Origin of the sequence: Listeria goaensis (assembly GCF_900186125.1) — a bacterium.
In the GTDB taxonomy this organism is placed as follows: Bacteria; Bacillota; Bacilli; order Lactobacillales; family Listeriaceae; genus Listeria; species Listeria goaensis.
Genome location: NZ_FYBQ01000002.1, coordinates 324,881 through 338,090 on the forward strand (window position 1 = coordinate 324,881; position 13,210 = coordinate 338,090).

At 38.5% G+C, this 13,210-nt stretch carries 11 protein-coding genes; 3 read left to right on the forward strand and 8 right to left on the reverse strand.

From position 1 onward, the window contains the following. The first annotated feature begins 41 nt into the window (after positions 1-41). Positions 42-386, forward strand: a complete 345-nt coding sequence (locus tag CFT42_RS04145; RefSeq protein ID WP_088815432.1) for a PTS lactose/cellobiose transporter subunit IIA — start codon at positions 42-44, stop codon at positions 384-386. A 41-nt stretch (positions 387-427) separates the two neighbouring features. Here CFT42_RS04145 and CFT42_RS04150 read toward each other — a convergent pair whose 3' ends face one another. Beyond that, positions 428-736 carry a metal-sulfur cluster assembly factor gene (locus CFT42_RS04150; RefSeq protein WP_088809364.1) on the reverse strand — a complete coding sequence of 103 codons (309 nt, stop codon included), beginning with the start codon at positions 734-736 and terminating at the stop codon, positions 428-430. 74 nt (positions 737-810) lie between these two features. Then, positions 811-1,563, reverse strand: a complete 753-nt coding sequence (gene yjfP / locus CFT42_RS04155) for an esterase (RefSeq protein ID WP_088809365.1) — start codon at positions 1,561-1,563, stop codon at positions 811-813. 135 nt (positions 1,564-1,698) lie between these two features. On the opposite strand from yjfP, the gene CFT42_RS04160 reads away from it, so the two are divergent. Beyond that, positions 1,699-2,505, forward strand: a complete 807-nt coding sequence (locus CFT42_RS04160; RefSeq protein WP_088809366.1) for a Cof-type HAD-IIB family hydrolase — start codon at positions 1,699-1,701, stop codon at positions 2,503-2,505. Between the two features lie 48 nt (positions 2,506-2,553). Here CFT42_RS04160 and CFT42_RS04165 read toward each other — a convergent pair whose 3' ends face one another. The 4 genes from CFT42_RS04165 to CFT42_RS04180 all read right to left on the reverse strand — a co-directional run bounded on the left by CFT42_RS04165 (position 2,554) and on the right by CFT42_RS04180 (position 10,515). Then, positions 2,554-2,916: a YisL family protein gene (locus CFT42_RS04165; protein WP_088809367.1), complete on the reverse strand. Its 363-nt coding sequence runs from the start codon at positions 2,914-2,916 to the stop codon at positions 2,554-2,556. A gap of 57 nt (positions 2,917-2,973) precedes the next feature. Next, positions 2,974-6,654 carry a helicase-exonuclease AddAB subunit AddA gene (gene addA, locus CFT42_RS04170; RefSeq protein WP_088815433.1) on the reverse strand — a complete coding sequence of 1,227 codons (3,681 nt, stop codon included), beginning with the start codon at positions 6,652-6,654 and terminating at the stop codon, positions 2,974-2,976. Next, entirely contained in the window at positions 6,651-10,130 is a 3,480-nt protein-coding gene (gene addB, locus CFT42_RS04175; protein ID WP_088815434.1) for a helicase-exonuclease AddAB subunit AddB, read from the reverse strand. Before addB ends, addA begins: the two co-directional genes overlap by 4 nt. 148 nt (positions 10,131-10,278) lie before the next feature. Continuing rightward, positions 10,279-10,515: an IDEAL domain-containing protein gene (locus CFT42_RS04180; RefSeq protein ID WP_088809370.1), complete on the reverse strand. Its 237-nt coding sequence runs from the start codon at positions 10,513-10,515 to the stop codon at positions 10,279-10,281. Between the two features lie 232 nt (positions 10,516-10,747). Between CFT42_RS04180 and CFT42_RS04185 the strand changes: the two genes are divergently transcribed. Then, on the forward strand, positions 10,748-10,966 hold the full coding sequence (locus CFT42_RS04185; protein ID WP_088815511.1) for a competence protein ComK: 219 nt from the start codon (positions 10,748-10,750) through the stop codon (positions 10,964-10,966). An 81-nt stretch (positions 10,967-11,047) separates the two neighbouring features. Here the strand turns inward: CFT42_RS04185 and CFT42_RS04190 are convergent, their stop codons facing one another. Both CFT42_RS04190 and CFT42_RS14930 read right to left on the reverse strand, forming a co-directional pair. After that, positions 11,048-11,377 (reverse strand): Imm59 family immunity protein, encoded by a 330-nt coding sequence (locus CFT42_RS04190; RefSeq protein WP_088815435.1) that lies wholly within the window; start codon positions 11,375-11,377, stop codon positions 11,048-11,050. Between the two features lie 2 nt (positions 11,378-11,379). Then, positions 11,380-13,191, reverse strand: a complete 1,812-nt coding sequence (locus CFT42_RS14930; protein ID WP_244169923.1) for a TNT domain-containing protein — start codon at positions 13,189-13,191, stop codon at positions 11,380-11,382. Positions 13,192-13,210 lie beyond the last annotated feature (19 nt).

Genomic DNA, 13,210 nt, shown 5'->3' on the forward strand with positions numbered 1-13,210 from the left:
TTCTGCTAAAATAAAAAGAAAGTATATGTTGAGGTGAGATTATGGGGATTAAAACTGAGGAAGCCGTTGTTAAAATGATTTTTCATGGTGGCAACACACGAAAAGAAGCCTTTAACGCAATTGATGCCGCCGAAAAATATGATTTTGCGTCCGCAGAAGCACACCTACAATCTGGTTTAGTTGAATACCAAAGCGGTCACAGTTGGCAAGTTAAATTAGTTTCACAAAGAGAAACTGAAAATACCGCACCTAGTTTTTTATTAATTCATGGTCAAGATCATTTAATGACCGCGCACACCGAATTAAATCTCGCTAAAAAGCTTGTAAAAGTTTATGAACGTGAAGCCGCTCTCGTTAAACGAATTGAACAACTTGAAAAAAAGTGAGAGCTAGCATCCTGTGTAGATGCTAGCTCTCACTTTTTTATTTAACGGATACCGAGTGCAATTTTAGCATAACGTGACATCCGGTCCTTTGTCCAAGGTGGATTCCAAACGATTTCAACATTCGTATCTTTAACTTCTGGGATATCACTCAACGCTGCGTGAACCTGATCTGTCAGCACGCCAGCAAGCGGGCAGCCCATCGTCGTTAACGTCATGGTTACCGTACATAAACCGTCTTCATCTAAATCTACATCGTAGACTAAACCAATATTGACAATATCAATTCCAAGTTCAGGGTCAATCACTTGTTCAAGTGCACCCATAATATTTTCTTTTAGTTCCTCATCCACTAGGTACGAACCTCCTTTTAGCTGTTTGTAAAATTATTGTATCATACATGAGAATCATTTTCACTATCGTTGTTCTAGAGGTGCTTCTCAAAAAACGCCACGCCAGCTAAAATTCCTTCAATGCTCACTTTATGTTTCGCTTTTTGATCAACAATAAATTCTACATTCTGATCTAATTGCTGTTCCACCAATGTTTGGAACAGTTTTTCACTATAAGCGAACGGAACGACATCGTCTTTTTTCCCGTGCCATAAAAGCAGTGGACGGTTCTCTATTTTTTCAAGTTGCTCACTTAAATCGTACGGATTCAGCGCCGCAATCCTACTTTCAACATCAAAAGGAAATTCCAACCCGTACTCTACGGACTGCTTGACAAGCGCTTTAGCAAAATGACCATAATAAGCACTTCCCATGAGGCTCACAACAACTTTTATCCAGTCATATTTGGCTAATATTCCAAGCGAAGTAATCGCTCCCATGGATACACCGCCAACGCCCACTTCTTGCTTATTAGTAAGTCCTCTCTCAACAAGCTCATCAACAATTCCACCTAGTTCATCAATATTTGCCTGCACAGCATCCCAAAAATACATCGCTTGCTCTTCTTCGCTAATATTCCCTTTTCGTTCTCCGTGAAATTTCGCATCTGGCAAAATCACTCGAATCCCTTTTTCAGCTAAAAAATAGCCATACTGAAGGTACAGCTCTTTTTGGGACTGAAATCCATGATAAAATACTACAGTTCGAATCTTTTCTGCACTATATTTTTCGCCAACAATATGTAAAACTGGAATATCTTTTATTTTTTCATGAAATACTTGAATCAATTGCACGGCCTCATTTCTATTTGTTTTTCTTACCAATTATTAATGTTCTTTCATTTACAAAGATTCTTTTACAGTCTATCATGATAGTAGATTATGCTAACAAAAAATAGCCAACTTAATTAAAAGGAGCTAACTATGGATAAAAAATTAATTGTACTTGATTTAGATGGCACAACTTTAAAAGATGACCAAACTATCTCGAAACGAACAAAGGTAGCTCTTGAATCAGCACGTAACCTTGGTCACGAAGTAATGATTGCAACTGGTCGCCCTTACCGTTTAAGCAGCTTCTATTATAGCGAACTAGAACTTACAACACCTATTGTTAATTTTAACGGTGCTGTTTTGCATCACCCACTCGACGTCAATTTCCATGATGGTTACCACGAAGCAATCGACTTAAATATCGTAAGAGATATACTTGATTACTCTTATCAACTACCCCTTGCTAATATTGCTGCTGAAGTTCAAGATAGCGTTTTTTTAGAGCGTAGCGATGACACTGTGCCCGACACCTTTCATTTAGGCGTCAACAACATGATCATCGGAAATATACGAAATGCAATTAACGCCAACGCAACTTCACTACTTTTCTTTGGAAAAAATGAAGAACTGGCTTTAATGAGCAAACATCTTGATGAACAATTGGCTGATGTTATTTCTCATCACACTTGGGGTGCGAGCTGGCCAGCTGTTGAAATCGTAAAATACGGCATTCATAAAGCCGTTGGAATCCAAAAAGCAGCAAAATCACTTGGCATCTCTCAAAAAGACATCATTGCTTTTGGCGATGAATCAAATGATTTACAAATGTTGGACTATGCTGGCGTTGGCGTTGCGATGGGAAACGCTGTCCCATCTGCAAAAAACGTAGCCAACACCATCACACTTTCCAACGAAGAAGACGGTATTGCTGTTTATTTAGAAGAAAATATCTTATAAACTGCTGGACTGATGAAAACTCTTTTAGGGAGCTCCATTAGTCCTTTTTTAATTAAATAAAGGCGCTCCACCTGATAGGTAAAACCCAAGAGATACCGTTACAATGACAGCCACAAAAAACAATATAAAAAACATTCCTGTCGGCTTTTGTTTTTTTCGATAGCTAAGTAACATTTCAATCACACCAATTGTAAGAAGTCCCATTAAAATTTTAAAAATCGCAATGAGCCAACCTTTCTCTACACTATATTGAATCATCATAATCCCACTAAAAATAACAAGCAAGTAGAAAACACGATTAATCATCGCAAGTATCGTAAAGCTTTTTTCTGACTTTGGATATGCGATAAACGCCGCAATTGTCAGTACAAAAATAGCCGCCCACGATATTAAATGTAAATATCCCCACATAAAAATCCCTCTCCTCTTTTATTATATTTTCTATCATAGCATGAACGCTTATGGTCCTCAAAAATCCAGTATTTCTCCCGAATCAAAGAAGTACAGTGAGGCTTGCTTCACCGGCAAGCCTATGATAGCTTGTACAGCCTCCCGGTACAATTCCAATTGCGTATGATAACGGCTATGCATGGTTTTCTCCATTTGCTCCTTAGACGCATATTTCCCCTCGGTACGATCCGTCTTAAAATCAATCAAAATAATCCCATCATCCTCTATTAACATACAGTCTACTACACCTTGGATTAAAATGGTGTCCGCGTCGTCTGCACCTTCAGACACCCGATTAGCAGGAAGCTGATACACAAATGGAACCTCCTTAGCTAATTGATCCACCCCTTCAACCATTTTTTTACCAAGTGCTGTTTGAAAAAAAGAAAGGATTTGTTGCTTACGAATTGCTCTACTCTCTGTTTCTGTTAATTTGTACTCTGCCACCATCTCATCTAAAAGTTGATCTAATTCTGCCTCATCAGGTATCGCTTCAAACGATATCGCCTGCATGACAGTATGCATTGCCGTCCCAATTTCCGTACTGCTTAATTTATTTTCCTGCATAAATTTGGGGCGCTTAAGCGAAGCTTGTTTTAACGTTTTCAAAAAGCGGTCATCACTAAAACTATCTTGAATTTGAAACTGCCTTTTTAATTCTGTAACCGACTGTTTAGAGCGAATTTCAGTTGCTGCTTGCTTCTCATATTTGAAGGAAAAAATCTCAGCAATTTGCCCTTCTGCTCCGCCAGAAAGCGGGACTTCTTCAAGCGTTTCTAATGAGCGCAAATAGGGCTGGGCTTGTTCATTCACAAAATCATCTGTCAAAGTTCCCTTCTCAATAATCGTAACACGCAATTTCATATCTGTTGGCAGTGTTACGCCTGCTGTTTTATTAACCTGCTCCGCAAAATCAGGATGCCGAATTAGCGTCTGAATTATCCAGTCGAGATAAGTTCTTGCCTGCACTCTAATGCTCGGCGGCAAGACCCAGTCGGTCATTTTCGCTACTTGAAACGCGTTTTCTAATGTTTCTTCCCATTCCGGAATCGTCCCAACAATAATTAATTTTTCTTCTGCTCTCGTCATAGCGACATATAGAACGCGCATTTCTTCTGCAATCATTTCATTTATTTTTTTCTTACGGAAAACTTGTTGCATAATTGTCGGATAAGTAATTCGTTTCTGAACGTCCGTATAACTTGATGCAAAACCAAAGTCTTTATCAAGCAATACTTTACTATTAATATCACGCATATTAAATTTGCGTCCTACTCCCGCTAGAATAACAACTGGAAATTCCAAGCCTTTGCTTGAATGAATGGTCATCATACGAACAACATCTTCTTTTTCGCCTAATACCTTCGCTGTACCAAAATCATCGCCACGCAGTTCTAAACGTTCTACGAAACGAACAAATCGAAATAAGCCACGAAATGCTGTCTTTTCGTATTGTCCCGCCCGCTCATATAGCGCTTGTAAATTGGCTTGCCGCACTTTGCCACCTGGAAGTCCACCTACAAACTCAAAAAAGCCGGTTTCTTCATAAATCTGCCAAATAAGCGTTGTTAGATTCTCACGAATGGAAAGTTCTCGCCATTTTACTAGTTTTTCTAAAAAAGAGCTTATCTTTTCTGCTGTTTGGTTTGGTTGTTTGGCATATTCTTCTAATGCATCGAAAAAATAGCTGCGATTGTTAACCAGTCTGACAGAGGCAAGCTCTTCTTCTGATAATCCGATAATCGGTGAGCGTAAAACCGAGGCAAGCGGAATATCCTGATAAGGGTTATCGATAATTTTAAGCACCGAAATCATGACGGCCACTTCAACCGCTTCAAAATAACCACGTTGGCTAGATGCATAGAAAGGAATATCTTGCTCTCTCATAGCCTCCTCGATGTCAGGCGCACTAGTCATCGCTCTTGATAAGATGACAACATCTTGGTAGCGAATTGGTCGAAATTGCTTCATTGATTTATCAAAAACAGGATATTTTTCATCTATCATCTTTTTGACTTTCTGGGCAATGGCTCTCGCTTCAAGCTGATTTTTTTGTAATTCGTCCTTTGATAAGCCCTCTTCTGTATCGAGCGACTTTTTCTTCATGTCTACTACCATCAGTTCTGTTTCAGTATTATTATGTTCTTCGAAACTAGCACCAAGAACAAGTTCTGCTGCCGAATCATATGCAATTTCGCCGACTTCTTTATCCATAATTTGTTTAAAAATAAAGTTAGTCGCATTTAGAACTTCTGCTCGACTTCTAAAATTTTTAGCTAAATCAATACGTAAACCAGTATCTTTTCCGTCTAGTCGGTAATTTTCATATTTCCACATAAACAGTGTAGGTTCAGCAAGACGGAAGCCGTATATAGATTGCTTCACATCGCCTACCATAAATAAATTCCCATCCGCTTCGCCCGAATAAGTCACATATTGCAAAATAGTTTCTTGGACTAGATTAGTATCTTGATATTCGTCAATCAACACTTCATGATAGCGACTTTGAAGCTCTTTTGCTACAAATGAGGGCGAATCGTTTTCTGATAAAATGGCAAGCGTTAGATGCTCTAGGTCATTAAAATCGAGCACACCTTTTCTTTCTTTTTCCCGAAAAAACTGTTCGGAGAAATTTTGAACAAGTTGAATAAGCGTGGCAACATCTGGCTTCATATTTTCTAAATCGCTTAAATACGCTCGTTCTTCACGTTTAAACCAATCTGTCGCTGCATCTTGAATATATTTCTTAGCACGATCTCTAGCTTTTTTTGCTTGCTTTACTAACTGTTCATCTACTTCCTCTTTATTTTTAAGCGGCTTCAAACGACCGAAAACGACTTGAGAAAAACCTTCGCGCAGTTTGTTCCAGTCATCGTCAAGAAGTCCAGTCAACGTTTCTACCTCAGCGATATCTTCTGTAAAATTTGTTATGTAGCTTTCTGGACCATCGACCATTTTGGCAATATTCATTCCTTGCTGAAGCGCACCTAGTGCTTGTTGAATGGACAATTGAATCTGATTCATGATTTCATCATAAAATGGTAGATCCTTTATCCCTTGCAAATCCTTAGTTTCATAAAAATCAACGAGCTGTTTTAACCACTTTTCTGGATTTGGATTCGCTCTCGAAAAGTCATATAGCTTCGAAACCACTTCTGTTAAATTTCGGTCTGACCGATCGTCTGTCAGACTATCCACGAGATGGAAAAAAGCTTCATTATTTGGCTTTGCATATTCTTCCTCTAGTAACTTATCTATAACTTCATCTCGCAACATCATACTTTCAATGCTGTCCATCAACCTAAAATCCGGGTCGACACTTGCAATATAATAATATTTGCGAATTAAATCTAAACAAAAGGAATGGAGTGTTTGAATCGATGCATTATTTAAAAGTGCCAGTTGTTTCTTCAAGTGTAGTGAATCCGGTTTTTGCACCAGGGCATTCTCTAATGCTTGTCCGACGCGATGTTTCATTTCAGCTGCCGAAGCATTCGTAAATGTAACGACCAGTAACTCGTCCACATTGCACGGATTTTCTTCATCTTGAAGCCGTTCGATAATTCTATTTACTAACACAGCTGTTTTCCCCGAACCAGCCGCTGCCGCAACTAGAATATTCTGACCTCTCGCATGAATCGCTTGCCACTGCTCATCAGTCCATGTTGCATTTTCTGGCTTAGCAGGTAGTTGATTCATTGACTCTCCCCTCCTTCTTCTCTCATTTTCTGAATAATTACTTCTGGTTTTTCTGACGCCAAATAGCGATACTTGTCACTTTGTGAACCTGGATCAAATTGACATACTGAGCGAAACGGACAAAAGTTACACGGCGTTGTTTCTTTTAAATGATACGGATTGATTGTTACTTCCCCATCTAAAATTTTGTTCCCAGCCTCCTGATATTTGTGGCGAACAAAATGCCGCATAGAATCAAAGTCCTCTTTAGAAGCTGTTTTTGACCTTGCGCTAAGCGTGTTATCTTTTTTAATTTCGGCAGGAACAATTAAGGAGGCTCCCCCGTCTTTAATTGAGTTATCCATAAGCGTTACAGCAAGAGGATCGCCTAAAACAATTCCTTTCATCTTAAAACTTTTCTGAAGCTCTTTTTCAAGTATTTCATCATCTAATGGACTATCGGCACTGACAAGCTTATTGTGCATATGAAAATAAAGAACACCTGCTGGGTCAGCATCATTTCCTACTAATTTCTTAGCATTTGTCACGACTATATCTAAGTAAGTTAGCATTTGGAGCGCAAGTCCATAATAAATTTCGGGAAGTTGTAAATCTCGTGCGCTAGATTTATAGTCGATAATGCGGAGATAATTTCGTTCATCTGCACTAGCGTAATCAATTCGGTCGATGCGCCCTTGCAAGAACAATTCACGCTCGCCTTTTAACGGAATCTTCATTGCGGGAATACTTTTCCCAATACCGAAATCAACCTCTAAACCAAGCGGACGAAATGTACTTTGTTTCGCTTGTTCATTTAGCACATTAGTTGCACGTAAAATAATGTGAAGCAACTTATATTGAATATACGCCATTCTTTTTGTACTAAGAAGTATTTCATGTTGCAGTTTCGGCGCTAAATAAGTCATCGCTTGATTAGCTAGAGTCAAACAATCATTTTCAGATAGAGCTCCCCAATCAATGCCGCGTTCTTTTAGCTGAGCGGATATCCACTCCATCGCCCCATGGAAGATTTCCCCCATATCAACGGCTTGTAATTGATATGTTTTTCTTTCTTCAAGCTTCAAGCCATACTGAGCAAAATGTTGAAACTCACAACTGAAAAATTTTTCCATACGAGAAACACTGGCATGAATTTTATCACCGAACAATTCTGTAGCTGTCTCCTCGGTCAATCTAGTTGTATCGTTATGATAGTTTAAACTTGCAAGCACTTGTAAAGCTAGTTTATTTTTACTCTTAATAAAAATGTTATAAACATCCCACCAGATTGGCGCAATCTTATATCCTTGCTTATACATTTGTAGTTGAGCGGTAAGAAAACCTAGCGCATCCATCTCACCCGCAATATACTCCATTTGCTCTTTTTCTGATAAAAGTGATGGATCACTTAAATATAGCTCTTCATTTAAAGTTGGAAACACCGTTTTTATCTTACGTACATAGTTAGAAGCTGAAAGCAATTTCCCTTCTGAATCAGCAATTGGATAGCTTAAATACAGCCGGTCACTTGCAGCTGTAAATACACGATAAGCTATGAACTCTTCTTGAATAAGTGATTGATAGCTTCTTGGTTTTAAAGCAATTCCATCATTTGTCATGGTTTCGCGTTCTTCGTCTGAGATAATGCCTTTATCGCCCACTTTCTTCGGAAACACACCATCATTAAGACCTATTGCAAAAACAATCTTTTCTTCTAACAAACGAGCATGTTCCATGTCCGTGACAACGAATTGATCAAGAGAAGGTGGAAGCAATGAAAATTCCATCGACTCAAGTCCTGTCTGAATAATTTCAATAAAATCATCCAGCGAAATTACGGTATCTCCTAATAATTCCACAAATTCATCGAGGAGATTGATAACGGCATGCCAAGCTTGTTCATGCTCACGAGATAGTTCAAGTAGTCCTTCCTCGTCTGCACGAGCACGCCATAATTCAATACGTTCAGCCACATTTAGCTTTTCTAAATAAGCAAATAGACTTTCTGCATATTCTTTTCCTGTCTTAGCTGAATGCAATTTATCTTCAAGAAAAAGAAGTGGAATTTGAATAAGGTTACGGACTTCATTGATTTGTTCTTCGATTTCGAGTTCAGCGTCCGTTTGAGTCTGCACATTCGTTTCAAGGCCGCGAATTCGCCGATATGTCCATTTATCGCTTTTCATAAAACGTCCGCGATTAAAAATACCATTCTCTAATAAATAGTTCTCAAATAAATCTACTTTTTTCCGGTAGATACTAATATCTTTCTCAATTGGAAAGAAAAACTCTGTTCGAACTGTCTGAAAAAGCGTTTCATACTGCCAATTTAGTTTTAGTGCATCTAAACTAGAACGAATAAACTCAATCAAAGGATGTTTTGCCATAGAACGTTTTTTATCCCAAAAATACGGTAGCTTATGGGCGCGAAATACGGAAGAAATGGTTTCTTCATAATCAGCCATATTGCGAACCAGTATGGCGCAATCAGAAAAATGATAGTTTTCCTCGCGAACTAAGCGTTTCACCTCACGGGCAATTCCTTCTAGCTCAGAATGTCTATTATTCGCTTGATGAAGGCGGATTCCAGATATTTCTCCTTCATATTTTGCAGACCTGCTTTGTCCCCAAGTTGCTTCAAGGTGAGTAAGATCTGGGTGTTGCAATCGCTTGTTCGTATTTAAAAACACAAGTGATTTTTCATGTATTCCTAAATTATTAGCTGCTTCTCTGATTTGTAATAAGGACTCTCGGGTCAATTCAAACATATCAAAATCATTTAATTGTCCAGCGACAGCTTCCTTACTTGTAGTCAAAGTAATTTGCACTTGGTTAGCAACTTCCATAAATTTTGAAATCACTGAAATTTCCTGTTTTGAAAAAGAGTCGAAGCCATCAAAATAGATAGAGGCATTTTGGGCATATGGACTTTTGTCCATTTTTTCATTTAACAAACGTAAATAATCTTCATTTTCAAGAAATTTTCCGAATAATTTTTCTTGATAACGCTCATAAATTAATGAAATATCTGCTAGTTTTTCGCGCATCGCAAAATCATTTGCTTCTTCAGACTGTTGCTTTAGCTCAGCTAATTCTACTTCGTATTGCTTTAATTCTTGGAACAAACTAGTTAATTCTTTGTAAAACCCTCTTTTAGAAGAAGCTTTCCCAAACAGCCTCAACTCACCAGCTTCTTCTTGCACAACTTGTCGTACAAGCATCTCCATACCAGAATGGGTCAAAAATACTCGAGAAAGTCCACCAGTTTCTTGTAATACTCGCCACGCTACTCGGCTGAAACTGTAAACTTGAATATTCATCATCCCTTTAAATCCGGTTTGTTTAAAAAGAAATCGCTCCATTTGATATGTCATTTGATCTGGCACAATGAGAATTTGATTCTCACTGGGATTTTCTAGCATTCTTTTTTTGAGTTGCTCAATCAAAAAAGTTGTTTTTCCGCTTCCAGCCCTTCCAGATATAAACTGTAAACTCATAGCCTCACCACCGAACATACGTTTTGTTTTATTTTAACCAAAAATACTAACTTCGTCTAGTATTATTTTGAGGTCCATTTATAAAATTTTAAGCGCTACAATAAAAAAACTAAGGCAAATTCTTCTTTACCTTAGTTTTTCATAAAATTCACTGAAATGCTAGCATTTCCTTTTGAATTTCATTTATTTTATTTGTAAGCTCTATAAAACTTTTTTCGTCCTTCTTATCGAGAGCAATATCGACTTCTTTTTTCAACTGTTCTACTTTCCTCTGATCTAGGAGCATTGTCATGTAGCACTCAATAAAGACGTTTGTTAACTCTTTTTCTCCTTTTAAAATGCCAACTTGATTCATTAATGAGTTTGAAAAATCTCGCATTTCCACGACTAATCACTCCTTTCACTACTATATGGCGAAAACAACTCCGAAAATTCACAATTTGGCTTCAAAAATCATTGTACTGCTCCAAAACTCTACTTTCCCAAAATATACTGACTCCCGTTTTTTTCTGTGCTATAATTACGAAAAAATAGTAACTCCTTAACATTGGTGTTTTGAAGTGAACTACTTCTTTACATAATTAAAAAAGACTATCACGAGAAAGGGATGTATGAAAATGGAAAACAAGAAAGCAGAGAAACAAATCTATGAGGTGAATCCACATACGATGATTATTTTGCCACACTCGGCCGGAGGTCCACTTTTTTCGAGGGTAATTGAAATTGGGTCTGACTCTATTTCTAAATTTACCCCATTTGAGTTAATTAAAACCAGTTGCAAGTTTTTCGGTGCGAATTATGATGGTAGGAGACAACATGATACACTAAAATTTTAGTCTGTGATTTTAAATTTAGCATTTAAAAATAGTGAAATATGAAAAGACCTTTTTGCATTAGAAGCAAAGAGGTCTTTTGTTTTATATATTTTTATCCCATAAAAATGAAGGATATTCAGGAGGTTCATTGTTTCTAACACTTTTTCTATTTGTTATCACTCTACTTTGTATTCTATACATAAAATCTTTATACGCTTGAAAAAATTCATCGTATTTTTTTGATCCAGAAACAGAAGCTCTTTCGCCCGTCATGTAAACTTCAAAATGATCATCTAGATATTCTATTCTTAATTGAAACTCATCACGATTATTGTCTCTACCTGCAAAAAGTGAATATCTTAAATCTGTGTAACCTAGTAGCTCAATTTCGTCTTCTATCATTTTTTTATAGTTTGAAATATTTTTATCCATTATTAATTAAGCTCCTTTAAAAGACCTAGTTTTTCATACCATTTAACTACAGTTCCCAGTTGAATCTGAATTCCTCCGCCTTCACCAAAAACTTCTGCAATCTCTCCTTGCTGTGGATTAGCTATATCGGAAAAACTTAAATCGTAGTCGTCCATAACCTTTCTTAGTTCTTCTTGCGTATCAAAATCCAATTTATTAAAAGCTTCATTTACATTCTCTAAATTTATATCTGCTGTAACCTCATATTGATGATATGGCTTTACACTTTCATGATAAGGAAGACCCCTTGTATTATAATCAAGTATCTTTCCATTCTTGACTGGACTTGTAAATTTACCTATTGAATCTCCATACCTGTCAATTACCTGACCTGCCTTCAAATTAGCATCGGTCTTTATTGGATTCCCAGCACTATCACATACAAATCCATCTGCATCAGGCCATTTTATTTTTCCAGCTTCATCTAGAAAATTAGGAGACCTTACAAGTTCACCACGTGAGGATTTATAAGCTGTTTCTCCATTCTTCAATGTCACTTTTTCAGGCTCAAACACTTTACTTGTTTCTTTTATTATACCATCCGCCTGCTTTCCTTTGCCACTCAAGTTCACGTCAAATTTCTGGAGGATGTCTTTGAGGTTTTCCGTCCCTTGTGTGATTTGGGATGGGACTTGGTTTGGGATGCCGCCCATTCCGGCTAAGGCTAGGTTTTGCCTTGGAGGCAAATTGAGGGAGCCTTTCATGGTTGTCGCAGTTTGCCCCACTTTGTCTAAACCTTGGATGCCTTTTTGGGTGGCGATTTGTAAGGCGTCTTGGGTGACGTTTTTTAGGCTCTTGATGCGTGTGCGTATTTGGGTTTGGCCGATTTTTGTGATGTCGCCGAGTTGGGTTGGGGCGCTTTTTACTCCGTGCACGAATGTATCGCTTAGGCTCGCTAAACGGCTTCCCGAGCGCATGGTTTGTACGCCGCCAGATAGGGCTTTTACGCCGGGCAAGACGTCGAATAAGGCAAAACTACCGCGCATAGCGCGTTCGGAGGCATCGAGCTCGCGGCCACTTACCCAGTCTTTTCCAGTGATTGCGGTGCTCATTTCTAGGCTACCGTATACGGCTCCTAAGGCAAGGCCGGCGGGAGGACAGAAGACGGCAACCCCGATAATGACCACTGTGGCGGCGATGTTCACCCAAAATTCTTGCTTCTGTTGTTCGTCTTTGATGGATGTATAGCTGAAAGCGCGAGAGTTTAGCATGGCGGCTTGGAAATCTTGGCGGCTCACGTCTTTCTCTTGATGGGTCTTTTTCCATGCGTCAAACTGTGCTTTCATTTGGTCGGCGTAAAACGTGCTTCCGCTGAATAAATCGTCGAGGCTCACTTTGCTCTTCGGGACTTCGACTTGTTTTTGTGTGGAGCTGTTGACAAATTCCATGCTTGTTCTTGTTGCGCCGATGCGGTTTTCTGTTGTGAAAGTGGTGGCATCTAGGTTGCGCATCCCTTCCACAAAATCATCTAGCTTTTCATAAAAGGGGCGGTCGATCGTATTTTTGACGATTTCGCCAATTTGGTCGGAAAAGCGGTAGAGGACATCGAAATCTTCGAAAAGCTCTTGGTACTGGGCTTTTTGGTTCGTATGTTGAAATGAAATGGCACCGTCTGAATCATATGTACGAATATCTTTTTCTACTTCTTCTAAATTCTTAGAAGCATCTTTTAAACAGTCGATGGCGCCCTTTCCCCAAGCACCCTTTCCGATGAGGTCTCCGATGCTTTTTTTCGCTTTTTCAAAGTCATCTTCCTGATAATGTATATCTTTCATTAAAAAATTCACCTCCTGT